The following is a 24,848-nucleotide window of genomic DNA, read 5'->3' on the forward strand; positions in this document are numbered from 1 at the left end:
GCTGGTGTAACGGGAGCAACGGGARCGACCGGAGTCACTGGGGCTACAGGTGCKACAGGYGYGACGGGAACAACCGGGACGGCTGGTGTAACGGGAGCAACGGGAACGACCGGAGTCACTGGGGCTACAGGTGCTACAGGTGCGACGGGAACAACCGGGACGGCTGGTGTAACGGGAGCAACGGGAACGACCGGAGTCACTGGGGCTACAGGTGCGACAGGCGTGACGGGAACAACCGGGACAGCCGGAGTAACGGGAGCAACGGGAACGACCGGAGTCACTGGCGCAACAGGAGCTACTGGATCGACAGCAGCTTCTGCTCCTGCGGATTCGTCCCTGTTTGCTAACAGTCAGACAGCGGCATTGGCTCTTCCGTTGACCGGTGAAACGACCATTCAGACACTTAATGTACCTGTAGTGGCAGGTCAACGCGTGAAAATCGATAATAGTACACAAGTAGCAGTAGTTGTAGGGTCTAACTGGAGTATTGCATATAACATTAACTTGAGACGTAACGGAGTTTTAATTAATCAATTGCAGCTCTCACGGACCGGTAATGCTGCGGGAACGTTGAGGTTTCTTTCTTCCAACACTTACGTGGATACTGCTCCTGCGACAACTACTAACGCATATACGATAGGTATTGAATTTACGACAACTAGCAACGTCACGAGTGCCTCAGCGGAAGTGAGAAATATTAATGCTATTCGTTTCAGTTAAAATAGACATCGAACTTATGATAATTACACGTTACTTTTGTTGACATATATGATGTTGTACATTACTCTATGGGTATACTTGATCAAAAATTTAGAAATATACCAATTCGAATCGAATTAAGATAATACAGCGGATGATAACGAGCGGGAGAGACCTGGGTTAGCCGAGCAATATGGCTAGTGTTCAGGCACCGAAGGAGCAAGCTGCTGCGCACCCGGCGCAGTGGTTAATCTCTCAGGTAAATGTACCATCGTTGGACGCAACTCTGGAGAGTGCGCGAACTGCGCCACCCAAGGGGTATATGATCAGTCAGCCCGGTGAACTTGTCTGTAATCGCAGGCAATGCACCTTGTCGTGAGACACTGCTGATCATGAAACTCTCAGGTATCGAGGACAGAGAGAGGGCCTAAGGCCTTCTTCTGTCCTTTTTTGATGTCATCATACCTAAATAAGGGACATTGTGGATGAAACTCCTGGATCGAAATGACGAATACATTTTACAAATATGAATCATGATTAATAATGGAGGGTTACAAGTGCGATTTAAAGATGTTTTCTCAATTATTGGTCCATCGATGACGGGGCCTTCAAGTTCACATACAGCTGGTGCGGCAAGGTTAGGAAGAATTGCTCGTCAGTGGCTGGGATGTACGCCAGATCGTGCCCGGCTGACGCTGTACGGTTCATTTGCAGATACGTATCAGGGGCACGGAACAGATTTGGCACTGATCGGTGGTCTGCTGGATTATGTCACAGACGATCCGCGTATCCCGGATGCAGAGCAATACGCAGAGGAAGCGGGCATGGAGGTTGAGTTTTATACAAGTGGCCTACCTGCTCCTCATCCTAATACGGTCAAAATTGAGTTGTGGCATGGAGAACGTGCCTGCTCCTTAATCGGTGCATCCATTGGTGGTGGAAGCGTATCCGTGCATTCGATGAATGATTTTCGTGTTCAGATTAGTGGTGAGTTTCCAACACTCGTTCTGCGGCATGCGGATAAAGCGGGCGTACTCGCGTCAGTGACGTCCACGATCAGTTCATCCGGGGTTAACATCGGGTATATGCAGGTGGACCGGAAAGCCCGTGATGGCGAAGCACTTACCGCGATGGAAATGGATGGTGTGCCTAATCCTGATATGCTCAAACGTTTAAAAGAGCTGGACCATGTGCTGGACATTCGTGTTATCGATTTGAAGAGAGGAGTTGATTCGGATGCGGTTTAAACATTTGCACGAACTGAATACGATCTGTACAGCAGAATTCAAAACCATTGCTCAGCTGATGATCGAGGAGCAGGTTCAGGAGACCAATACACCGGAAGCGGATGTTGTGAAGCAGATGTCTGAATATTATCAGGTGATGAAGGAAGCGGTACGCAAAGGGTTAACGGAAGATACGACATCACGCAGTGGATTAACAGGTGGAGACGGCAAAAAAATGGCCGAGTACATTCGCAAGGGTGAGACTTGTTCAGGAGATGCTTCCGCACTTGCCATGGCGTATGCCCTGTGTGTATCTGAAGTGAATGCCTCCATGGGCCGGATCGTGGCAACACCAACAGCCGGTTCCTGCGGCATTATCCCGGGTGTTTTTATCAGTTCACAGGAGCGATTTGGCTGGACGGACGAACATTTGGTGAACGGGTTGTTCTGTGCGGGAGCGATTGGTTATGTTATCGCCAACAATTCATTTATCTCCGGCGCCGAGGGTGGCTGTCAGGCGGAAGTGGGTTCCGCGATCGGCATGGCTGCGGGTGCCATGGTTGAACTGCGTGGAGGTACACCGGAACAGGTCGTTCATGCCGTTGGTTTGGCGTTAAAGAATACACTGGGCCTTATCTGCGATCCGGTCGCAGGCCTTGTTGAAATCCCGTGCATCGTCCGTAATGGACTGGGTGCAGTTACGGCGCTGGCTGCGGCTGACATGGCCCTGGCCGGAGTGCGTAGTGCCATTCCGTCAGACGAAGTCATCGATGTCATGCTGGAAGTAGGCAGTGCAATGCCGAGCCGCCATCGGGAGACAGCCCAAGGTGGACTGGCCCAGACGCCAACCGGCCGCAAAATGATGCAAAAGCTGGCTAAACCAAAGGCAAAGCGTGCCGAGCCTGAGCAGGAGTCGAAACCAGCGGATTCTGACACAACTACAAGTGGGGCGGACAATGCTCAAGTGGACAAGGGTACTCAGGTTTAAGCTGAACCGGGACCACCGATATATAAATCAGTGACATTATGATGTATAACGGCGAATACAAAATTACAAAACAAGCGTCCGCGAACCCGAATCCGGGTTATGCAGGACGCTTGTTTTATGCTGCCAGATGAAGCGAAGTTAGGATACTTATATTTGACTTCAGATGAATGTGTATTATGACTCTAGTTCTGGCTCACAGCCGTACTCAGTACGGCATATCCATACGCGGGCAATTCAATGGCGAGTACGCCATCTTCCTTGGCGGTACGATGGTTTCCGTCGAATAACTCGGTCCATTCCTCGTCACCAGCCTCCAGCTCGACAATAGCCGTCTCTTCTGATCGGTTGAACAGAACCAGAATGCGTTCTTCCTCATTTTGCCGCTCAAATACCAGTTGGCTACCATCGGGACGAGCCTGCAGGAAACGAACGGTGCCTTCTGCACGCAGGGCAGGATGCGCATGACGCAGGGAGATCAGTTTCTGATAAAAGTCGAACAGCTCTCGGTCCTGCTTCGCTTCATCCCATTCCATGCATTTACGGCAGCCCGGATCATGTTCGCCGTCCATGCCAATCTCGTCTCCGTAATAGATGCACGGAGCACCCATATAACTGAACTGGAATAACGCAGCCAGCTTCATCTTGCGCTGGTCGCCTTCACACAGTGTGAGTAGCCGCGTGGTATCGTGGCTGTCCAGCAAGTTGAACGCCACTTCGCTGGCCTGAAGCGGATAACGGGATAACTGTCGCCCGATGGAGTTTGCGAACTGTTCGGCGTGCATCGTATTTTTCACAAAGAAAGCATTCACGGCATCGGTAAACGGATAGTTCATGGACGCATCGAACTGGTCACCTTGCAACCAGGAGGAAGACTCGTTCCATACTTCGCCCAGAATATAGGCATCCGGATTAGCCGCTTTGACTACACGGCGGAAATCACGCCAGAATGCATCGTCCACTTCGTCTGCCACATCCAGCCGCCATCCGTCCGCACCTACTTCCTTGATCCAATACTCGGCAACCTCCAGCAGATAGGCCTTAACCTCAGCATTCTCCGTATTCAGCTTTGGCATATGCGCTTCGAATCCGAAGGTCTCATACGTTGGAATGCCGTCCTTCACGTCCAGCGGGTATTCATGTACATGGAACCAGTCCTTGTATTTGGATTGTTCTCCGTTCTTCTGCACATCCACAAACGGCGCAAATGTCTTCCCGGAATGGTTGAACACAGCATCCAGAAGTACGCGAATTCCACGTTCATGGCACAGCTCGACCAGTCGTTTCACGGTATTTGCGTCACCAAAGTGCCGGTCTACCCGCAGGTAGTCTTCTGTATCGTATTTGTGATTGGTAGTGGCTTCAAAGATGGGTGTGAAGTAGATCGCATTAATGCCAAGATCGCTGATGTAATCCAGATGGTCGATCACGCCCTGAAGGTCACCGCCGAAGAAATTGAAAGGTGTCGGCTCGCCACCCCACGGTTCTACCTTTTCCGGACTAATATCCGGGTTGCCGTTGGCGAATCGTTCAGGGAAAATCTGATAGAACACTGCATCCTTAACCCACGCAGGGGGTGTGAATACAGCTCCGGCATGAATATAAGGGAACTGGAACATACGACCTGGATCATCCGGTTCTTCTTCCTGGAAGTCCGTCTCGGTCATCCAGATCTGTTCGTCTCCGTTTTTGAGCAGAAAAGAGTATTTCAGTCGGTGGTAGGGAGGTTTCACCTCACCCTCGAAGTAATCGAACATGGAGTCAGAGGTGAACTTTGTTAAGGGAACCAGCGCTTTGGTTGCATCCCACGCATATTTATCCCCGGTCAGGGCATGTACCTCGGTCAGATCATTCTTTTTGGCACGCAGGCGCAGATGGATTGTATCTTGGTCATAGGCATAGGCCCAGTTTCGTTTCGGTTGATGATAAATAGCTTCCAGCAACATAATGATTTCCTCCCGTCAGGTGTAGCACTGATATGTACTTGGTAGACTTGATTAATATGACATTCCCCACGTTAATGGATAAGCTATAATTAGCATGTATGGTAACGTAAAGGACTTCAACATTTGCTCAACAAGACATGAATCCATATGATATAGACAGCTTTTATCATGATGATGCTCAGATATATCATTAACCCATTGGGGGCAGAAAGGAAACGAATATTCGGATGAGAACCAAACTGTTATATATTGAAGATGATACGGAAATTGCGACTTGGGTCAGAGCCGATCTGGAGGAGCGCGGTTATGAGGTGGTATGGCTCGGCAGTGGTGAAGGTGCAGCGGAGGCTGCTGTCGGTTGTTCACTCATTATTCTTGATGTCATGCTGCCTGGGCTGGATGGATTTACGGTGGGCCAGCGACTGAAAAAAGAACATCCCGCCGTGCCCATTGTCATGCTCTCGGCCAGAACGTCCATTGACGATAAGTTGCACGGTCTTGATTTTGCCGATGACTATGTGACCAAACCATTTCACCCCGATGAACTGGCTGCCCGGATTGAAGTACAACTGCGTAAGGCAGGAACAGCGGTCTCATCGGATACAGCCCTGAAGCTGGATCATCTCTCCATCTATGAGAAGGACAACCGGATCGTCAATGAGGAGACGGGAGATGAGATTATTTTATCGGGAAAACAGTTCCACATCTTCGCCTACCTGCTACGACATATGGGCATGATTCGAACCAAAGAGCAGATCTATGAAGCCGTCTGGAACGAGCCCTATCTGGATGGGGACAAAACTTTAATGGTACATATTCGACATCTACGCGAAAAGCTGGAGCTTGATCCGGCCAATCCAGTAGTTATTCAGACAGTCCGTGGTGTGGGATATCGTGTGAAGAAGCCATGATTCGGTGGTTCAGAGAACGGAAGATCATGAAGGGAGAACGGAAGGGAGAACGAAGCATGGAGCAAAAGCAATCCGGGCGGCGCAAGCTTCGCTTTGGGCGGTCCTTGATGTCCAGATACATCATTCTGATCTTGGCGGCTGTATTATTTGTGCCCGTTGTGCTTCCGATCATATCCGTTATATATATTGTTGTAGTGAATAACACGGACACGAATATGAACCGTGCCGCTCCTTACGGTGATGTTACTAAGATCAGTAACCTCTGGTCACATGAAGCGAAGAACTTGGATGGTGCTTCGGATGAAGAGATTAAGGCCCGGTTGGAGCAATTACATGACTCGTATCCCAAATCTTCCATGTATCGTGTGAGTGTGAGCGGTGAGACCCTCTTTATTCTTGGGGGTGAAGATGTAACGCTTCTGAAATCCACGTCGCCGGATGGGAGGACAGACACGACATTGAGATGGTCACTGGATTCCGGGCAAACGACAGAGACTTATATTCCAGCCTTATGGAATGTAAACAATACGGTGCAATTCATGAAAGTAGCTTCCTTTCGCGATCCACTGACCGTAGTTGCATATATTGGCGGAGCTGAGCAGGACAAAGGACAGGGATTCATGATCATTGAAGTGCCGCGGTCACTTCTGCAAATGAATCAGAGTAACTGGCCGATGGAACTCTTGTATCTTGGTATCGTAATGACCCTTATCTTTCTGATCTTCATCGTTATGTCGATTCTCTTCTTCGCACGCATTCGCAAACGACTTATTCGGTTGCAGACGGCCATGATGACCACAGGCAAGGAAGGCCTCCCGCTTCCGGTAGATATCCGCCGGTCAGACGAGATTGGTCAACTAGAGGAAGCCTTCAATCAGATGGTGCATCAACTGTCCGACAGCCGCCACCGTGAACGCGAGGAAGAACAATTGCGCAAACGTCTCATTGCGGGGCTTTCCCATGATCTGCGCACCCCGCTAACGGTGATTCGTGGACATATGCATGCTTTGCACAAGGAAGAGCTGAGCGAGCAAGGTGACCGTTCATTACATCGCATGGAAGCAAAGATGGAGGACCTCGGCGGGCTCATTGACAACATGTTATCCTACAATTTGCTCACAAGTGGGAAATATACACTGAAGCTGGAAGAGAAAGATATACTGCGGATCGTCAGGGAAACGGCGGCCGCCTGGTACCCGGTCTGGGAGAAAGAGCAATTCGATATTGATATTGACCTGCCAGAGGAACCGTTGATTTGGCATATGGATGAACAGGGAATGCGCCGTATTCTTGATAATTTGTTCCAAAACGTGATCCGTCATGCCGCCAGCGGGAAATATATTGGTATATCTACTCAGGAGATTCAGGGTGAGACGGCCATCGTTATTCAGGATCGGGGTCCGGGAATGCAACCGAATGCCGACACAAAAGGCACAGGTCTAGGCTTATCCATTGTAGACCTGTTGATTCGTGAGATGGGTCTGCGCAAGCGGGTAGACAGTTCCGATACGGGTGTCCAGACATATATCTACAGTGGTAAGGGAAACAGGGAAACAACAAACCGCTGAATTAGCTTTTTTAAACTAAACTTAAACTAGAGACTACTTTGGCTTTAACCTTGGAAGGTTACGATAGTTCCGAGGTGATCATACAGTGAGTGAAAATATTATTCAAACAGCGAATTTATGGAAAACATACCGGGACCGTGCAGCGGTCCGTGAACTTGATCTGCATATTAAAAAGGGAGATATCTACGGCTTCCTCGGTCCCAACGGCGCCGGCAAAACAACAACGATTCGCATGCTTCTCGGCTTAATTAAACCAACCAAAGGCGTGATCCGTGTCTTCGACAAGGATATCCGCAAGGATCGCATGGATATTTTGCGCCGTGTGGGTTCCTTGGTCGAATATCCGTCCTATTACGGACATCTGAACGCAGTAGAGAATCTGGAAACTTTGCGCCGCATCATCAATGTACCAAAATCAAGAATTGCTGAAGTGCTGTCCATTGTAGATCTGACCAAGGATGCCAAACGTTCAGTGAAGGGGTATTCCCTTGGGATGAAGCAACGTCTGGGTATTGCTAGTGCTTTGCTGGGTGAACCAGAGCTGCTGATTCTGGACGAACCAACGAATGGGCTTGATCCTGCCGGTATTCAGGAGATTCGGGAACTGATCAAACGCATGCCGCTGGAACATGGCATTACCGTTCTGGTTTCCAGCCACTTGCTGAGTGAAGTCGAACAGATGGCAAGTCGTGTTGGTATTATCCGTGAAGGCAAGATGGTGCTTCAGGATACCATCGCAAGTCTGCATAGTCAGACGGGTAGCTCTATCCGGTTAACGGTTTCCGAGCCGGAAGAGGCTATGAAGCTGGCGAGAGAACAGGGCCAATTTGGTCAGCAACAAGGTGCTGCATTAACGTTCCCTTATATGGATAACAGTTCAGTGGCACTGCTTGTGCGCCGATTAATTGAACAGGATCATGATGTGTATCGTGTAGAGGAACAGCGTCAGTCGCTGGAAGATCTGTTCATGCGGGTCATTGGCGAGGGGGCTTCCATATGACCGGGCGTGCATTATCGTCAGACTGGCTCAAGATTCGGGGGAAAGGGATCTGGTTTCTTGTCTTTCTGGCCCCTCTTGGATTGACAGCGATGCAGGCGCTTAATTTTGGCTTACGGTTGGACTATCTGAAAGAGCAGTATGCAGATAACCTCTGGGGCGGATTATTGGGCAATGTGGTTGTCTTTGTGCCCTTGTCTCTGATGCTGGGAGCAACCATTCTCAGCTCCATGATCGCTAATGTTGAGCATGAACAGGGATCGTGGAAACAGTTGCTCGCGATGCCCATTCCCAGACCAGCCGTGTATTTAGCCAAGTTCCTGCTTGCTTGTGTGCTGCTGGTGATCTCCTGCCTGCTGCTAACCGCAGGAATTGTGGGTCTGGGTCTGATCCTCGGATTCCATGCCAGCGAAATACCTTGGACACATGCGATCAAGCTGGGTCTATTACCTTTGGCTGGTGCACTTCCGGTGTTGTCACTGGAGTTGTGGCTCACGATGGTTAACAAAAATCAGGCGCTTCCCGTCACGTTGGGCATCGTTCTCGCGATAACGGGTATGTTCTCACTCAGTATCTCACCAATCTTTCCGCTCGCATGGGCACAGATGGCCTGGAATGGGCCTAATCCATACCTGTATGCAGGCATGGGGGCAGGCCTAGGGTTATTAATCCTGTTGCTGGGTATGGTACATTTTAGCCGGAAGGATGTGGCCTGATATGAGCTTTGCGACAACGTACTTCCGAATCTTGTCCGCTGAACGATTGAAAATGAGCAAATCGCCCATATGGCTCCTGATTCTGCTGAGTCCACTCATTGCGCTGCTTATTGGACTGTTGTCTACTCCATCGGGAAATTGGCAGGTATTGATGACCACGATGGTTTTCCTGCACGGATTGTTATTGTTACCGATGCTGACTGGCGTGTTTACGTCCTTTGTCTGCCGTTTTGAACATGCGGGTGGAGGGTGGAAGCAGATGCTGGTTTTACCGCTCACACGTTCAGGTGTATATGCAGGTAAACTGACGATTGTACTCATGCTTCTGGCGGGTACGCAAGCATTGTTGCTGATGTCCATTCTGCTGGCAGGCATGATTCATGGCATTACGATGCCAGTACCTTGGGGATTCTTGGTAGGCAAACTGCTGCTTGGGTTGCTGGCCTGTGTACCCTTGGCTGCCCTGCAGATGTTCGTTTCATTGGTGTGGAGCAGCTTTGCCGCACCGCTCGCACTGAATTTTGCACTGACCATACCGAATATTCTCATTGTAAACTCGGCGACATATGGGCCGTATTATCCATGGGCACAACCAATGATTCTGATGACACCCGTGGACGGTGCAGGTTTCGGAGCCTACAATGTTCCACTGGTCACAATGCTGGCGGTTGTTGGAGGCAGTGCTGTTATTTTCATTGGAATCGGCATGATGTATTTTGCGAAAAAAGAAATCTGAATAATCCGTTACACCCTTGGTTATCGTAGATCAAAATCCTCTTTAAGCAAAACATGCAAGCTCTATTGTGTGTATGCTTCAGGAGGATTTTTTCTAATGTCTGACCCACCCATCATGAATGATTAGCTCGCTAACGAACCTGAGGAGTCTTAATCAAGGATTTGAAGTGATCTCAGAAATCTAAGGAACCTGAGACATGTTATATCCAATGAAACAACCGTTTGCAGCGTATATGACAGGAGATTATGGGGATTAACGTGTCTGATGTTCCTTAAAATATAAAAAGAGCACATGGACGCTAAATAAGATGTCCTGGGTTCTTTAGAACATCGTTTAGCCATCCGCCAGAATCAGCTGACGTGGAATTGAACTTCAAGCTTGTTAGAGGCTTAATTTGATCTTTGTATAAAATGTCTGCCTTTGAAGACGACTCCTGAGTAATATTCAAATTCCAAGTATTACCTCACACATCATGTGAATTGAAACATAGATTGCAAGCAAAATGAGACGAGAATCTGGTAAAATAAAAAAAGCTGTTTCTAGGCAGGCTTACATGGTTATTCGAGGGTAGGCCCATTTTTGTAAGGGATGATTAATCCCTCCTGTTAGATGAAGATATTGGCTGAGAAAAGAGGGGTAAGCCTTGGATATTAATAAAACGGAAACCCTGAAGCGCATTATTTCTGAGGGAAGTTCTTACCAATCACTGTTTTTTAACCATCCGGATGCCATTTATGTAATGGACATCCATGGAAACTATATTGATGCTAATCCCTCGGTAGAGCGGATATCTGGGTATACACTGGATGACTTGATTCGTATGAATCAGAGTGAGATCTGTCCTCCGGACAGTGAAAATTCACGCAAACAATACATTAAAGAGGTACTGGCTGGACGTTCAGTCAGTAATCCCATTACTTTTTATCATAAAGATGGTTCCCTGAAACAGGCAGAGATAACGTATGTGCCTATAACGGAGGGAAAAGAAGTTGTAGGAATCTATGGCATTGCCAAAGATGTTACCGATATCCTGGAAGTGCAACGTGAGCTTAAGGAGGCACAGGAGAAATATCAGGTGCTGGCTGACCATGCACAAGATCTGATTACAACTTGTGCTACGGATGGCGAGTTGTTATACGTTTCCCCTTCCGTGTACACCTTGCTGGGTTATAAGCCGGAGGAAGTCATAGGTAAGTCCTTCAAGGATTATTGTTATTCGGGAGATTATCCGGACCCTATGGATCTTTCCAAGATCGGCAATGGCTGCAAGATGCGTGTGTTGCACAAGAAGGGACATTATATCTGGATGGAGACATTGGCGAAACCTGTTGCTGGAGAGCGTGGCAAGAGTGTCCAGATTGTAAGCATCAGCAGGGATATCACCCAGCATAAGGATGCGGAAAGACGTCTTCGGGAAAGCCGTCAGCGATACAGATCGTTGTTCGAACATAACCCGGCAGCTGTGTATTCATTGAATCTGGAAGGTAAATACAGCGCAGTGAACAGCAAACTGGTGCAAATGTTGGATATTCCGCGCAATAAGCTTATTGGCCAATCTTTTTTATCCAATCTGGATAAATGCGAAGTGCAACATGGCAAACATTATTTTGACATGGTGAAGCAAGGCGAACCGCAATATTATGAGACCCGAGTCGTCAATTCAAGTGGTCGGAAGATTGAAGTATCTGTTACGAATGTGCCCATTATTGTGGATAAGGAAATGGTGGGCGTCTATGGGATCGTGTCCGATATTACCGAGCGCAAGGAATACACGGAACGGATTCAGGAGCTCAGCAAGCAACATGAGCTGATTCTCAACACGGTTACGGAAGGAATATTTGGTTTGGATGCGGATGGAATCACCATGTTTATGAATCCAGCAGCAGCTTCGATGTTCGGTTATGAGGCGAAAGAATTCATTGGCAAAAACTCACATCCCATCATCCATCACACCCGTGCAGACGGAAGTCATTTGCCACAAGAAGAATGCCCGATCCACATGACCGTGTTGGATGGACAGATACGTTCAATCAAGGAAGATGTGTTCTGGCGTAAAGATGGCAGCAGCTTTCTGGTGCAGTATCAGGTGACGCCGATTATTGAACAGGGACAGATTCAGGGCGCGGTGGTTGTATTTAATGATGTGACTGGCGAACGTGAAATTGTACGTGCCAAAGAGACAGCTGAGCTGGCAGCTCAGGCCAAGTCGGAATTTCTGTCGATGGTTAGCCATGAGATCCGGACACCGATGAACGGGATCGTGGGGATGACAGAATTGTTGATCGGTACCGATTTATCGGAAGAACAGCGTGAATATGCCGAGATTATTCGAGACAGCGGCGATGCTCTGCTGAACATCCTTAATGATATTTTGGACTTCAGTAAGCTGGAATCCGGGAAAATGGCACTGGCTTATGAACCATTTGCATTACGCAAGATGCTGGAACAGGTTGCCGAACTGTTTAAACCGCGTGCAGATGAGAAACATCTGGAGATCAGATATCGTCTCAATCCAAGCATTCCTGAGTTCATGGTTGGTGACGCCATACGTATCCGGCAGATTCTGGTGAACTTGGTTGGCAATGCGCTCAAGTTCACAGATCAGGGAAGTATTGAGGTTGCCGTGGATATTATCAAGGGCAGAAAGCCTGAAGACAGTGTTCTTGATTTTGCGGTGCAAGATACGGGAATTGGCATCCCCGCTGACAAGCTGGATCAGTTGTTTCAGTCCTTCTCTCAACTACACCCGGTGATTAACCGGAAGTATGGTGGTACCGGACTGGGACTGGTCATTTCCAAGCGACTCGTGGAGATCATGGGGGGCAGTATCAGTGTCGAGAGCATAGAAGGGGAAGGCTCGACCTTCCGGTTTGCTGTTCCTGCGGCGAGTGTAGATGCTTCAGCAGAACAGACAGCAAGTCAGTTCCATCATGATCGCACACGTCAAAGTGATAAGGTGGCCATGCGTATTCTGGTGGCGGAGGATCATCCGGTGAACCGGAAGATTTTGCGAGAATATCTGGAGAAGCTCGGATACCACGCAGATGTATGTACTAATGGTGTGGAGGCAATTGATGCCATCTCTCAGAATGCTTATGATATTGTCCTGATGGATATTCATATGCCTGTGATGGATGGACTGAAGGCGACAGACCTTTTACACCGCCTAATTCCACAGGATCGCATACCTCCAATCATCGCAGTTACAGGCAATGCCAAACGTGAAGATAAGGAAGCTTGTCTGGAGATTGGTATGCGTGACTTTATTAGCAAACCGGTTATGCTGAGTGAGTTGAAGCGGGTGTTACAGCAGTGGGGGCCAAGGGACGAACCTCAGCTTGCACCAAATTGAACAACTACTCAAATCAATTATGAAATTGATTCATCTGGCTGTGAAAAATAATAAACGCAAACATGCCAATAACACTCCATGCGAGGAGTCTTATTGGCATGTTTGCGTTGGCAGGCTTTTGAAGTTGAGCTGAAGCATACAAAGTGGAGTTGTATACGAATGGCTTATACCAATGTCAGACGATTGATGTTACCTGATAGGATTTCACAGGAATTGTTGAATTTCTCACGTTCCGTTGCATCCAGATTCAATTCGATAATCTCCTGAATGCCATTGCCACCGATGATTGCAGGAACACCGACGCAGACGTTGTGTTGCTCGTACTCTCCGTCCAGAATAGCCGATACGGCGATGATCTTGTGTTCGTCATTGAGGATGGAACGAGTGATATGCGCGAGGGCGTTGCCGATCCCGAATTGGGTAGAGCCTTTACGGGTAAAGATCTCCCAGCCGGCATCCTTTGTTTTGCGTGCGATATCCTCCAGATCCAGATGTTTGAAGCGCTCCTTGTGCTGATCCATAATGTGCATAATCGGTTTGCCACCAATGGTCACATGGGACCAGGCCACGAACTGAGATTCTCCATGCTCCCCGAGAGCATAACCATGCACACTTCGTGGATCGATGGAGAAGACTTCAGACAGCAGTGTTTTGAGTCGTGAAGAGTCAATGGACGTGCCTGTACCGATGACGTGTTCGCGCGGGAGGCCGGATAATTTCCATACCATATAAGTTACTATGTCAACCGGATTGGCAGCGACGACAAAAATCCCGTTAAATCCACTGTTCATGATCGGGACCACGATGTCTTTGGCAATCGATTCCGCTTCCTCCAGAATATCCAGCCGTGTCTGTCCTGGCTTGGGATTTGCCCCGGCAGTTAAGATAATAACATCCATATTGCCACAATCGGCGTACGTGCCTGCATATACCTTGGTGCGGTTATGTGTGAAGTCCATACAATGGGAAAAATCCAGTGCCTGTGCTACAGCACGGTCATACGTCCGGTCCACCATCATAATTTCCCTGCATATCGATTGATTAATCATGGAATACGCACAACTCGAACCGACAAGACCCGCCCCGATCACCGCTACTTTGCCTGATTTGCCTAACACTGCCGTTCAGCCCCCATTTAGATTGATATTTATCCGTTACTCATGCGTCCTATGTTAAGTATAGTCCTTTATTTTATGCTGGAATCCACTTCTACGTTACATAAGATAACACATGAAAAAGCTGTGCAGCAATGATATCCGCTATCGCGGGAGCGTATTGGAGTAACGGAGTTAACAAAATTGACATGAATAATCCATAATCATAAGATTTGACGGCGTTTGCACCTGTGTCATTCGACATGACAGCATTCATGCTCGTTGTCGGATTGGGGGTTATTTGTGCGGATCATATACCTGACAAAACTTCTTAGGAATCCGCAGAAACAGAACAAAACCGCCAAAGGGATCTGCCGAGAAGCTGACGAATACATACGGACAAGCAAAAGATAAGCATACTTGATCCATGAGACAGGTTGCCCCGATCCGATGACGGTTCCAAAAAAAGGAACGCTGAAGCCATAATGTTTTTATCCAAGAATCAATTTCATAACTCACTAAAGGTATTATGAAATTGATTCCCAAAAGACTTCATTCCGGGAGGGAATTAATGATGATTGAAGAAGCAGGAGCAACGACGGAAACGGCCAAGAGCCTGGGCATAGGTGCCAGTACTCTTCGTAAATATGCGGCGGCATTGGAAGAACAGGGATATCGGTTCGAACGGTCCGCCAACAAATCCAGACTATTCAAGTCCGACGACATCGAGTGCATTGAACGCCTGATGACTGAACTCAGAGAGCATAATCTACCCCTGGCTGATGCAGTGGTGACTGTATTGGCTCCAGAAGTACCTGTAGCTGTAGTAGAAGTAGATGTCCCGGTGGTGGGAATTGAAGGTCTGTCAGAGACGGAATGTGCAGCGACAGTCATGTCATCTGTACTCCCTCAAGAACCTGAAATAATGGGTAATCTGAGATCCTATGAAGGTCTGGGGCAACTGGTAAGTGAGGTGACTTACGGTGCAGTGGAACAACAACAGGATGATCGGGTACAGCTGCTACAACAGCGGGTCGATGAACTGGAGCTGACCCTTCAGCATCTGGCTGATACACATATGGCTCTTCAGGAACAGATGGAAAAACAGCGTCTATGGATGAACGAGAAGCTGGAAGAGGAGCGGGATCGTGAACTCGTAACCAATCTGCGCAGTTTTCAGGGAAGAAAACGCAAACCCAAAGGAGTATCCCTACGTATGTTGTTTGGGTTCCTGCCCAAGAAGCATAAGGAAGCTTGAGCAACAGGCATTTACCCATCGTGATTTTGCATTATGGGCCTGATATAATAAGCTCCATACAACATGAAGACTGGCAATGAACTGCTCAGTATAGATAAAGACTGGGTGGATTAGGAAGCTGGCGTGGGAGGATCTGTGGAGCTGCGACGAAGTTGGCAAAGATTGCTCGGACTATGGACGGATCGTCCTCGGCGGGAAGGCACGACCATTGCTGAGCGTTATACAATACAGGAATTGCTGGGTATGGGGAGTTATGGGCTGACATACCTGTGTACAGATGACCAGAACGGCAGGGAAGTGGCATTGAAGGAGTCCAAACCTAGCAAGGGCAGACTCTCTGCGCACCTGTTGGAGCGGGAGGCGGACGTGATGAGACGTCTGCATCATCCGGCGATCCCTGATCTATTGGATGTGTTCACATCTGGGAGACGAAGTTATATCGTTACCGAGTATATTCGTGGACAGACGCTGGAAGATTGCATATTTGAGCAAGGTCTTCGATATACGGAGCGGGAATGTGTGGAATTGGCAGGTCAACTGCTGGCTCCAGTGGCTCATGTGCATGAGCAGGGATATATTCATGGAGATGTGCGGATTCCCAATGTTATTTTACGTGGAGGGACGGTGCATCTGATTGACTTTGGCCTGGCGAGACGCTTGGGGGAGCCGTTGTTGCCGGAGCTAAAGCGACGTATGCGTGAAGTCCCTGAGCCTGAAGATGAGCCGGCTACACCGGATCATGATTTGCAGGATATCGGCCACTTTCTTCTCTTTATGCTGTATTCGGCTTATGAGCCAGAGAAGGGCCGTGAACCCGCCAGTTGGCAGGAGGAACTGAAGCTTACGCCGGAATTGCACCAGATGCTGGAGCGACTCCTTGGACTCCGTCCAGGTTATGAGGGTGGAGCGATGGAGTTACAGGCAGAAATTGAGAATGTGTTGCTGAAATTACAATGAATAAGCTCTATAGGCGGACCTATATTTGTTATCCGTGACCTCTTCGTATTATATCTGCAGGGGTCTTTTTCCTTTTTTTGCTGAAAATGCAAAACGTATCAAAACAGTGGGTTAAATGATATAATGGATAACAATTACACGTTGAAGGAGGCGATTCATCTTATGCTTAAAAAACTGGAAGGCGATCATGCCGAATTATTCAAAACATGGTTTCATAGCAAAAAAGACACCATTGTGGATATTGAAGGTAAGCATTATTTAATCAAGCCGCTGGAAAACGTGGTTCAGGAAGAAATAGAAAGTGATCTGGAGCTCAAAGCTTTAATTATGCAAGCCAAAAAAGATATTTCTTCGGGTAGGGTCTACTCTACAGATGATATAATTGACGCAATTGAAAAAGGGAATTTATAGATGTTGATCCAGTGGACACCTTCAGCAAGACAGGCTCTCGCTCAAATCGGAAGTATTCGTTTCACTTAGCAAAATTGATACATACTTATATAGAAACAATAAAGGGGGTGTTCTGTTAGCCGTGTGTATGGCTAGCGAACACCCCTTTATTACATATTCATTTATTGTAGCGTCTAATAAGCTGGTGTGATCATTACTCTTTAAAAGCAGTCGTGAAAGCCGCTTAGCTGGAGCTATATTTTCTGCTTTTGTAATACCCGGAGCCACTGCGGCTGTCCCGGTATTTCACATCTGAAGAAGAATAGCGCTTGTAGGAACGCTTGCCTGAGGAACTGCTGTGACGTTTATATGAGCGCCTGTCGGAGGAGCTATGACGTTTGCGGTGAGATGAAGATTTGGAATCGATAAGTTTGCCAATAATCTTTTTGAACATGAGCTTTCACCCTTTCGACTTCAACTGTTTTAAGCATATACGTGGCCAGATATGGAGGGGTTTCGATTTTTTCATGGATAATTGTATTCATTGGACAGGAGCTTGGCGTATAATAGGATGTTGCTGATCGCACGGAATTTTTTATTTTGAGCGTTTAGCGTTACAATAGAGGACAGGATAAGATTTTAACGGACAGGAGCAGTTGTTATGATTACAATAAAGACCAAAGAACAGATTGAATATATGAAAAAAGCCGGAGAAATTCTCGCCGCATGCCATAGAGAAATTGCAAAGATGATTCGTCCAGGCATTACGACACAGGAGATCGACCAGTTTGCAGAAGCTTTTATGAAGAAAAATGGCGCTACGCCGGAACAAAAGGGATATAACGGGTACCAATATGCGACATGTGCGTCGGTTAATGATGTGATCTGTCACGGGTTTCCGGGAAAATATGCACTGAAAGACGGCGATATCGTTACAATCGACATGGTCGTTAATCTGAATGGCTGGCTGGCGGATTCGGCTTGGTCATATGCCGTAGGTGAAGTGACTCCGGAAGCACAACATCTGCTGGATGTAACGAAAAACTCTCTGTACAAAGGCATTGAACTTGCCGTGGTGGGCAACCGGATCGGAGATATCTCCAATGCGATTCAAGTGTATGCAGAAGGTGAAGGCCTATCGGTTGTACGTGAGTTTATCGGACACGGCATTGGTGAGAAGATGCATGAGGAACCACAAGTCCCTCACTACGGTCCGCCTCATCGGGGTCCGCGTCTCAAGGAAGGCATGGTTATTACGATCGAACCGATGCTGAATATTGGTACGTTCCGAAGTAAGCTGGATTCAGATGGATGGACTGCTCGTACTTTGGATGGAAGTCTGTCTGCCCAGTATGAACATACGATTGCGATTACGGCGGATGGTCCAGTGATTTTGACAGCACAATAATAGCCAAAAGCAGCTACAATGTGACGATATTTGCATATTTCAAGGCGGCCCACGTTTGTGAACCGCCTGTTTCGGTTTAAACTATTAAGAAGTGATAACACAGAGCCAGTGGTAAGTGATCTCAGCTGACAAGGGTTAACCTTGCGTCCACTTGGCAACAAGGAGGTAATTTTGGTGTCTTTAAATAAACAGATCGTACTTGCTTCTCGTCCCGAAGGTGCCCCATCCAGAGAGAATTTCAAATTCATTGATGCACCTCTTCCTGAACCGGAAGCTGGGCAAGTCCTGGTACGTACATTATATTTGTCGGTTGATCCATACATGCGGGGCCGCATGAAAGATACAAAATCCTATGCTGCACCGTACGCGTTAAATGAAGTGATTAAGGGTGGAGCCATTGGACAGGTTGTGGAATCTTCGGAACCGAATCTGCGCAAAGGTGACCTCGTATCCGGTATGTGGGGCTGGCAACAATATGCCGCAGTGAATACGGCTGATCTTTCGCTAATTGATACCGAAGAAGCACCAATCACGGCTTATCTGGGTGCGCTGGGCCTGACGGGTCTGACGGCTTATTTTGGTATGGAGGACATCGGCAAACCGAAGGACGGCGAAACGGTTGTTGTATCGGGAGCAGCCGGAGCGGTAGGCATGATTGCAGGTCAGATTGGTAAAATTGTGGGAGCACGCGTGGTTGGTATTGCAGGCTCTGATGAGAAATGCGCTTATTTGAAAGAAAAGCTGGGCTTCGACGTGGTGTTGAACTACAAGAAGGAGCAGGATATGTCAGCGGCCATTGAACGGGCTTGCCCGGACGGCGTAGATGTCTACTTTGACAATGTTGGCGGTGACATCTCGGATGCAGTCTTGCGCCACATCAATCGGAATGCACGTATTCCGTTATGCGGTCAGATCTCGTCCTATAATCTGGAGAAGCCGGATATCGGGATGCGACCACAGACGTTGCTGTTAACAAATACAGCATTAATGAAAGGTTTCCTGCTGGGTGACTATACGAAATCCTTCAAGGAAGGCCGCGCCAAGTTGGCGAAATGGATCAAGGAAGGTCATATCCAGTATGAAGAAAACATTGTGGACGGGTTCGAACAGACGCCGGAAGCATTCATGGGTCTCTTCTCGGGAGATAATCTGGGCAAGCAACTGGTTAAGGTTGCAGATCCTGAATAGATATTGAATGGTTTACATGTACAATTAGGTTGAAAACGAAAAGACACGTTCTGCACACCGAGGGTGCAGCAGAACGTGTCTTTTTTATCTGTAAATCTGTGCGTGGTCTATGTAGGGTGACTAGTGTTCGGCGACCAGCACTTCTTTGTAGTGTTTGTACATATATACACGCCAGCGTACAATCATGCCAAAAGCCAGCAGGAAGAACAATCCGCCTGTTTGCGGAATACTTACATATCGCTGAATGACTTCATGCAGGATCAGGCGTACGGCCAGCAATCCAAGCAAGATAAAAGCAAAGCTGCGAGAACGTGTGGCAAAAATTTCTTCACCTACTCGTTCAAACCGTGTACTGCGAATGAGGGGATAGGAGAAGAGGAACCAGCCCACCAGAAACGCAAAGAATGCCCAGAGTAGAGGAACATGTGTTGCCGGTACAACAAACATGAGAAATCCTGTGCTCATGCCGAGCGGAGGAATAAGGATTTTACGAATGGTCACCGGTCTGTGACTGGCTTTCATGCGGATGAAGATGGCAAGCAGTGCCATGACGAGCATGCCCACGGTTGCTCCGATTTGCAGGTAGTACGGACTGATTTGAGCCACGTAGAACTCCCTCTTTCTGGAATAATATGTTATCCGGAGATCCGGAACCCAATACGAATTGCCGGAATTTTCAGTTCCTATTATATCACAAACGCAGAAAGCCGATAGAAAGCTTAGTGTATCATATACCCGATATGTATTCACAGGGTGTATTTGAAAATTTTGTATTATTGTGCCCGTTGTAAGGCTGTTTATTCGATTAAGGGGAAATCATGCAATGATTGGACAACAATGGATGTATATCAAGCTTATCGGCTCACATCATAGAGGGTGGCTTGCAGGTAATACAGATTGGTTAGTACATGTGGTCAGCCTCATATGTGCAAGTGTACTAGCTTTTTTGCTGGTTATCTACAGTTACATCTTATGGATGAAATATAGCAGTAGACGCAGGGAAAAGGTTAAGACGGTACTGATGCAGGAATTACTTTCCGAAGATTCAGTGTTACAGCAGTATCTGGGCCAAGGAGAAGTGAAAGCTGACTTACTGAATATGAGTGGAGATCAACAGAGTGTTTTGCAGCAGCAGTTATTGCAACGGCTTGCTCAAGGTCCGGAAGAGCACGAGACTCTGCGAATTCGTCTGTTATCCTGGCAAGTCTTTGGAAGTTCATACCGGTCGGTTCTGAAGACGGGAAAGTGGAGTGAACGGGTCAACACGTTGTTATATATTGAACAGTTTCATATGATAGAGCTTCTGCCCAGATTAGAGGATATGCTGCGGGTTACTTCCTGTACGCCGCTTGAACGCTTCATCATATTGCGCATATATGCCAGAACCGGTTATTTCAGAATCGTGAAGGAATTGTTGCGTGAGCAATATGTATGGTCCGATTCGCAGTATCTGCAGATTCTGCTGTTGCTTACCGATTCATCCTGGACTCGTCTGAAGGATCATTTTAAGGATGTACCTTACCAGATCCAGTCTAATATCGTCCATGCCATTCGTATTCGAGATGACCAGACGGAGGGTGCCGTTGTTCTACTGGAGAAGCTCATTCTTGGAGAGGATGCGTTGCTGCGTACCCATGCTTATCAGGCATTGGCTCAAGTGAGCAGAGGTCGCGAAGAGTTGCTGAAGGGGCTATTGCTGGTATGGAACGAATCTGGTGAGGAGAGGCAACGCTCTGAAAGACTAACAGTGACCCAGCTTATGGGTACTGTTCATGCGGATGCTTTTATTCCTAGACTGAAGGTAATGATGGGTGATCCTTCTTTTCAGATCCGACAGGAAGCGGCGAACTCTCTTGCCCGGTACGAGCAGGGACTTGAAGAGCTCCGGGATACGGCTGTAAACCATCCGGATAAATATGCAAGGCAGATAGCGGAGGAAACGCTGGAAAGGATGCAGTATGGACGAAAGATGGATTGAGATGCTGCGGAGTTTTGTTTTGGCATGTTACGAGGGGATATTTATCTATCTGGTGTTAGCGATTGTGATGTGTAGTGTTCTGGTCGTTGCTGCCGCTCGCACATTGATCCGCCAGAGGGATCTGGACCCGCTGCAATATCATGAGATGTTGGATGAAGAACTGGCTCCTGCGGTATCCCTGCTTGTTCCGGTGCGGAATAGCGAGGATACGATCGTACAGCGAATCGGCTGTCTGTTGGATATTCAGTATGCACGTTATGAGGTTATTATCATTAATGATGGATCAGAGGATGAGACCATGCGTCGTCTAAAAGAAACCTATGATCTGATGCCCATTCGGAGTAAAGTTCATTATTCGGGACTCGGTCAGGAGACGGCTCAGATTAAATGTGTCTACCAATCCAGATTACATCATCGTCTGGTTGTGATCGACAAGGCGTATGGGGGACGAATGGACTCCCTGAATGCCGGTCTGAATATCTCGCAATATCCTTATATCGCCTCTGTTGGACCCAGGACAGTTCTGGAACGGGATGCATTGGTGAAGATTATGAAGCCCGTTATGGATGCTCTCCCAGGAGAAGAGGTCGTTGCTTGTAGTGGACGAGTAGATCTCATGGCCTCCAGAAATACGAATCAAACGGATTTAACCGACAACGGCGCAAGAAGGACGGGCAGTACGTTGTTTGTAATGCAGACCATTGAATACGTGCGTGCTTTTCTGATTAGCGGTGTGGGCCTTGTTCGTTATAATATTAATGTGCTTTTATTTACGTCTGAAGTATTCGGTATATTCAAAAAGAACCGGGTGTTGGAAGTTGGAGGTTACAAGCGCGATGACCAGGTCGCTCACATGGAACTGGTGATGCGGTTACAGAAACATATGAAGCAGATTCGGGAACGTGGCCGTATTATATATATTCCCGATCCGATCTGCAGGGTAGAAGTACCCGGTACATGGCATCAGCTGTGCAGACAGCGTATCGGTTGGCACATGCAGCTTGCAAGCAGTCTATGGACTCAGCGGAGCATGATCTTCAATCCGGCCTATGGCTGGATGGGGATGGTATCCATCCCGTATTTTATTTTGATCGAATTGTTGGGGCCTGTGTTGGAACTGGGAGCGATCGTGTTGTTCATTGCAGGCATAGGGCTACAGTGGGTGGATATTAACCTATGCATCATTCTCGTTCTGCTACTGACCCTCTATGGTTCCTTGTTGTCCGCAAGTGTGGTGATGTTCGAAATATGGTGTTCACGCAAGGCATATACGTCCCGAGAGGTGACACGTCTGCTGTTGTATGCATGTACGGAGACGTTCTGGTTCAGACCGCTGAATAACATATCCCGTATATATGGCATGTTGCAGGCTATGGGATTGCGGAAGGCAGAGGAAAAGGACAGCAGACATGGATTAGGGTAATCTAACGATCGATCCTGACAATACCTTGGAACAGAGCAAGGAGGAATACGCTTCATGAAAAAAAGTTACAGGCCAGCCACGATGTGGACGTTGGCTTGTTTTACAGTGGTATCGGTGGTGCTGGTTGTCCCATGGATTATGTGGCAATCCCAGGCCCCGGTTTCAATGAACATCATGATTATTGACAAGAGCAGACCGGACTTGTCCTATCAGGGGCACAAGGGGTTGGTTTGGCTTCTGAATCAACAGAAGATTGTACAGCACACAGGGGAATACTACTCGTATGAAGAGGATTATTACGGTTATGACCTTCAGAACGGGCTTCCACGGATGAAGCAACTGCTGCCTGATGAGGTGACAGATACGGATCTGATCTATCTGACGGCGAATCGGAGTAGTCTGTCTGCACACAAGAGTGAAGGGAAACAAGGCGGAATCTATGAAGGATTAACGATATATGATGTGCAGAAAATCCGCGAGGCTGCGTATAAAGGGGTAACGATTGTTGCCGAATACAGTGCATTGGCAAATACGGCTTCCAAGATGACAAGAGAGCAACTATACCCCATCTTGGGTGTGGACAGCAGTGGATGGCAAGGGAAATCGGTATCTAATCTGCAAAGTATAGAAGAAGTACCCCGTTGGATTCGGACGATCTATGAGCAGCAAGAGAAGAAGAAATGGTCTTATCACGGAGCGGGTATGCTGCTGATCCATATGGATGGACAGGTCATGGTACTGGCGAAAGGTCCGGATGTGAAGACAGGCAATATACAGATTGCATTTACACCGGAAGGCAGTGATTGGAGCGGCATAACCCAGGATATACATTATAGTGGCTGGTTCGATATCATTGTGCCGCAAGAGAAGAACTCCATACTGGCCTGGTATAAGACGGATCTGACGGAGACAGGTGAGCAGAAGCTGGTGGATGCAGGAATTCCTGCGGAATTTGCTGCACTGGTCCGGTACGACGACTACAATCGGTCGTATTACATGGCAGGGTCCTTTGGAGAGATGAAGCATTATTCCTTCTGGCGCCGAATCCGGGGATGGGAGGTCGTCCGGTCCAAACTTACGCCAGATCAGAAAGATATTCCGGACATGTTCTACTGGAAAGTGTACGTGCCCATGATGAAGCATATTTTGAATGAAGTGCAGGATGGACGGCAGCAATGGCCATAGATAGATTATCGAGAACCGTTTCGATGGAAAAAGGGAAGCCAAAGTCCATTCCACCTTGCGAGAGGAACGGGAGATGTACATATTAGAGAAGCGCGTAGATGTGAAAGGCAAAAGTGCGGTTGAGAGACAGGGCGTATCAAGTAAGGATCAGATTGCCAGGTGAAATGGGACTGGGACTGGGTAGATCGAATATGTTTCAAACTCTTACCGCCCTGAACAATGGGAGTTGTAGCTAGATCCAAAACAAAAATTATCCCGCTGCGGCGTACATGTAGTGTGAGCTATAAAATGATTCGTATTAGGACACGTATTAAAACAAGTACTAAAGTGTGCATCACGACCAGGGTAAGCTCCGTATCTAGAATCGCCCCAATGTGTGTACTGAACTATAGCGTGATCTATACATGAATAGTAATAAAACATGTACTACCATGTGCATTACGAGCAAGGTAACATCCTTATCTAGTCATGTACCCGCATCCGCTTGATCAATACAATTTGGAGCATGATCGCTCCGTATTTAGAGACCATAACACAATGTATGTCTGGACTTATGCGCCAATATGATGAGTGGACGAGTGTCTATGGCATCGTGATCTGAAGCACCGTACATAGCACGTTCTAACGAACTCAGCACATCTTATTGGGCCTAAATTGGCACGTTGGTAAATGTAACGAATCACATGGAGCTAGAATAAAAAGTGGACACCCGTTAACGGACGGAAGGATAATAAGACTAACGGAGGTGTCCACATGGGAGAACAGCGGCAACGATATAACGAAGAATTCAAGAAACAAACGGTCAAATTCATTCAAGAGCAGACGAAGACA

The 24,848-nt window shown here is 47.7% G+C and carries 19 protein-coding genes, 1 pseudogene and 2 riboswitches; of the genes and pseudogenes, 17 read left to right on the forward strand and 3 right to left on the reverse strand.

What is annotated here, in order from left to right:
- The 3 genes and pseudogenes from AC1DE7_RS31190 to sdaAA all read left to right on the forward strand — a co-directional run.
- Window positions 1-720 (forward strand): annotated as a pseudogene (locus tag AC1DE7_RS31190) (collagen-like triple helix repeat-containing protein); the annotation flags it as partial.
- A 134-nt stretch (window positions 721-854) separates the two neighbouring features.
- Window positions 855-979, forward strand: a riboswitch (glycine riboswitch).
- Window positions 980-983: 4 nt separating this feature from the next.
- Window positions 984-1,119, forward strand: a riboswitch (glycine riboswitch).
- Window positions 1,120-1,256: 137 nt separating this feature from the next.
- The gene (sdaAB, locus tag AC1DE7_RS31195) at window positions 1,257-1,946 is read left to right on the forward strand and encodes an L-serine ammonia-lyase, iron-sulfur-dependent subunit beta (protein ID WP_036607511.1); all 690 of its coding nucleotides are present in this window, start codon (window positions 1,257-1,259) and stop codon (window positions 1,944-1,946) included.
- Complete coding sequence (gene sdaAA, locus AC1DE7_RS31200; protein WP_477535846.1) at window positions 1,936-2,913, forward strand: L-serine ammonia-lyase, iron-sulfur-dependent, subunit alpha; 978 nt, start codon at window positions 1,936-1,938, stop codon at window positions 2,911-2,913. The genes sdaAB and sdaAA overlap by 11 nt, the downstream gene beginning before the upstream one ends.
- 182 nt (window positions 2,914-3,095) lie before the next feature.
- On the opposite strand, the gene AC1DE7_RS31205 is transcribed toward sdaAA, so the two are convergent.
- Window positions 3,096-4,856 carry an alpha-glycosidase gene (locus tag AC1DE7_RS31205; protein WP_477535847.1) on the reverse strand — a complete coding sequence of 587 codons (1,761 nt, stop codon included), beginning with the start codon at window positions 4,854-4,856 and terminating at the stop codon, window positions 3,096-3,098.
- A gap of 227 nt (window positions 4,857-5,083) precedes the next feature.
- On the opposite strand from AC1DE7_RS31205, the gene AC1DE7_RS31210 reads away from it, so the two are divergent.
- From AC1DE7_RS31210 to AC1DE7_RS31235, 6 genes are all read left to right on the forward strand, one after another.
- Entirely contained in the window at window positions 5,084-5,767 is a 684-nt protein-coding gene (locus AC1DE7_RS31210; RefSeq protein WP_477535848.1) for a response regulator transcription factor, read from the forward strand.
- Window positions 5,764-7,335 carry a HAMP domain-containing sensor histidine kinase gene (locus tag AC1DE7_RS31215; protein WP_477535849.1) on the forward strand — a complete coding sequence of 524 codons (1,572 nt, stop codon included), beginning with the start codon at window positions 5,764-5,766 and terminating at the stop codon, window positions 7,333-7,335. The genes AC1DE7_RS31210 and AC1DE7_RS31215 overlap by 4 nt, the downstream gene beginning before the upstream one ends.
- A gap of 85 nt (window positions 7,336-7,420) precedes the next feature.
- Window positions 7,421-8,335, forward strand: a complete 915-nt coding sequence (locus AC1DE7_RS31220) for an ABC transporter ATP-binding protein (protein ID WP_047840345.1) — start codon at window positions 7,421-7,423, stop codon at window positions 8,333-8,335.
- Window positions 8,332-9,048: an ABC transporter permease gene (locus AC1DE7_RS31225; RefSeq protein WP_036607500.1), complete on the forward strand. Its 717-nt coding sequence runs from the start codon at window positions 8,332-8,334 to the stop codon at window positions 9,046-9,048. Before AC1DE7_RS31220 ends, AC1DE7_RS31225 begins: the two co-directional genes overlap by 4 nt.
- Window position 9,049: 1 nt before the next feature.
- On the forward strand, window positions 9,050-9,784 hold the full coding sequence (locus AC1DE7_RS31230; RefSeq protein WP_477535850.1) for an ABC transporter permease: 735 nt from the start codon (window positions 9,050-9,052) through the stop codon (window positions 9,782-9,784).
- Window positions 9,785-10,427: 643 nt separating this feature from the next.
- Window positions 10,428-13,136: a PAS domain-containing hybrid sensor histidine kinase/response regulator gene (locus AC1DE7_RS31235; protein ID WP_100528611.1), complete on the forward strand. Its 2,709-nt coding sequence runs from the start codon at window positions 10,428-10,430 to the stop codon at window positions 13,134-13,136.
- A 164-nt stretch (window positions 13,137-13,300) separates the two neighbouring features.
- On the opposite strand, the gene AC1DE7_RS31240 is transcribed toward AC1DE7_RS31235, so the two are convergent.
- The gene (locus AC1DE7_RS31240; protein WP_036607494.1) at window positions 13,301-14,254 is read right to left on the reverse strand and encodes an L-lactate dehydrogenase; all 954 of its coding nucleotides are present in this window, start codon (window positions 14,252-14,254) and stop codon (window positions 13,301-13,303) included.
- Window positions 14,255-14,801: 547 nt separating this feature from the next.
- On the opposite strand from AC1DE7_RS31240, the gene AC1DE7_RS31245 reads away from it, so the two are divergent.
- The 5 genes from AC1DE7_RS31245 to AC1DE7_RS31265 all read left to right on the forward strand — a co-directional run bounded on the left by AC1DE7_RS31245 (window position 14,802) and on the right by AC1DE7_RS31265 (window position 19,431).
- The gene (locus AC1DE7_RS31245; protein ID WP_051447040.1) at window positions 14,802-15,488 is read left to right on the forward strand and encodes a hypothetical protein; all 687 of its coding nucleotides are present in this window, start codon (window positions 14,802-14,804) and stop codon (window positions 15,486-15,488) included.
- Window positions 15,489-15,623: 135 nt separating this feature from the next.
- Window positions 15,624-16,445, forward strand: a complete 822-nt coding sequence (locus AC1DE7_RS31250; RefSeq protein WP_477535851.1) for a serine/threonine protein kinase — start codon at window positions 15,624-15,626, stop codon at window positions 16,443-16,445.
- A 162-nt stretch (window positions 16,446-16,607) separates the two neighbouring features.
- Window positions 16,608-16,856, forward strand: coding sequence for a hypothetical protein (locus AC1DE7_RS31255; RefSeq protein ID WP_036672183.1), 249 nt, complete (start codon window positions 16,608-16,610; stop codon window positions 16,854-16,856).
- Between the two features lie 640 nt (window positions 16,857-17,496).
- A complete protein-coding gene (gene map, locus AC1DE7_RS31260) occupies window positions 17,497-18,243 on the forward strand; it encodes a type I methionyl aminopeptidase (RefSeq protein WP_036607489.1) in 747 nt (248 codons plus the stop codon).
- Window positions 18,244-18,417: 174 nt separating this feature from the next.
- The gene (locus tag AC1DE7_RS31265; RefSeq protein ID WP_036607487.1) at window positions 18,418-19,431 is read left to right on the forward strand and encodes an NADP-dependent oxidoreductase; all 1,014 of its coding nucleotides are present in this window, start codon (window positions 18,418-18,420) and stop codon (window positions 19,429-19,431) included.
- A gap of 120 nt (window positions 19,432-19,551) precedes the next feature.
- Here the strand turns inward: AC1DE7_RS31265 and AC1DE7_RS31270 are convergent, their stop codons facing one another.
- Entirely contained in the window at window positions 19,552-20,037 is a 486-nt protein-coding gene (locus tag AC1DE7_RS31270; protein ID WP_036607484.1) for a CcdC family protein, read from the reverse strand.
- Window positions 20,038-20,254: 217 nt separating this feature from the next.
- Here AC1DE7_RS31270 and AC1DE7_RS31275 point away from each other — a divergent pair, with 217 nt between their 5' ends.
- The 3 genes from AC1DE7_RS31275 to AC1DE7_RS31285 are packed head-to-tail and all read left to right on the forward strand — an operon-like array spanning window position 20,255 to window position 24,017.
- Window positions 20,255-21,409: a HEAT repeat domain-containing protein gene (locus AC1DE7_RS31275; protein WP_477535852.1), complete on the forward strand. Its 1,155-nt coding sequence runs from the start codon at window positions 20,255-20,257 to the stop codon at window positions 21,407-21,409.
- On the forward strand, window positions 21,390-22,832 hold the full coding sequence (locus tag AC1DE7_RS31280) for a glycosyltransferase family 2 protein (protein ID WP_477535853.1): 1,443 nt from the start codon (window positions 21,390-21,392) through the stop codon (window positions 22,830-22,832). The genes AC1DE7_RS31275 and AC1DE7_RS31280 overlap by 20 nt, the downstream gene beginning before the upstream one ends.
- Window positions 22,833-22,886: 54 nt before the next feature.
- Window positions 22,887-24,017, forward strand: a complete 1,131-nt coding sequence (locus tag AC1DE7_RS31285) for a hypothetical protein (protein ID WP_477535854.1) — start codon at window positions 22,887-22,889, stop codon at window positions 24,015-24,017.
- The last annotated feature ends 831 nt before the right edge of the window (window positions 24,018-24,848 follow it).

The sequence above is a fragment of the Paenibacillus sp. 10L310 genome (genome assembly GCF_056395745.1).

Coding starts and splice junctions, on each gene's coding strand:
- sdaAA (WP_477535846.1), top strand. CDS start 1,936: ATGCGGTTTAAACATTTGCACGAACTGAATACGATCTGTACAGCAGAA.
- AC1DE7_RS31205 (WP_477535847.1), bottom strand. CDS start 4,856: ATGTTGCTGGAAGCTATTTATCATCAACCGAAACGAAACTGGGCCTAT.
- AC1DE7_RS31210 (WP_477535848.1), top strand. CDS start 5,084: ATGAGAACCAAACTGTTATATATTGAAGATGATACGGAAATTGCGACT.
- AC1DE7_RS31215 (WP_477535849.1), top strand. CDS start 5,764: ATGATTCGGTGGTTCAGAGAACGGAAGATCATGAAGGGAGAACGGAAG.
- AC1DE7_RS31225 (WP_036607500.1), top strand. CDS start 8,332: ATGACCGGGCGTGCATTATCGTCAGACTGGCTCAAGATTCGGGGGAAA.
- AC1DE7_RS31230 (WP_477535850.1), top strand. CDS start 9,050: ATGAGCTTTGCGACAACGTACTTCCGAATCTTGTCCGCTGAACGATTG.
- AC1DE7_RS31245 (WP_051447040.1), top strand. CDS start 14,802: ATGATGATTGAAGAAGCAGGAGCAACGACGGAAACGGCCAAGAGCCTG.
- AC1DE7_RS31255 (WP_036672183.1), top strand. CDS start 16,608: ATGCTTAAAAAACTGGAAGGCGATCATGCCGAATTATTCAAAACATGG.
- map (WP_036607489.1), top strand. CDS start 17,497: ATGATTACAATAAAGACCAAAGAACAGATTGAATATATGAAAAAAGCC.
- AC1DE7_RS31275 (WP_477535852.1), top strand. CDS start 20,255: ATGATTGGACAACAATGGATGTATATCAAGCTTATCGGCTCACATCAT.
- AC1DE7_RS31280 (WP_477535853.1), top strand. CDS start 21,390: ATGGACGAAAGATGGATTGAGATGCTGCGGAGTTTTGTTTTGGCATGT.
- AC1DE7_RS31285 (WP_477535854.1), top strand. CDS start 22,887: ATGAAAAAAAGTTACAGGCCAGCCACGATGTGGACGTTGGCTTGTTTT.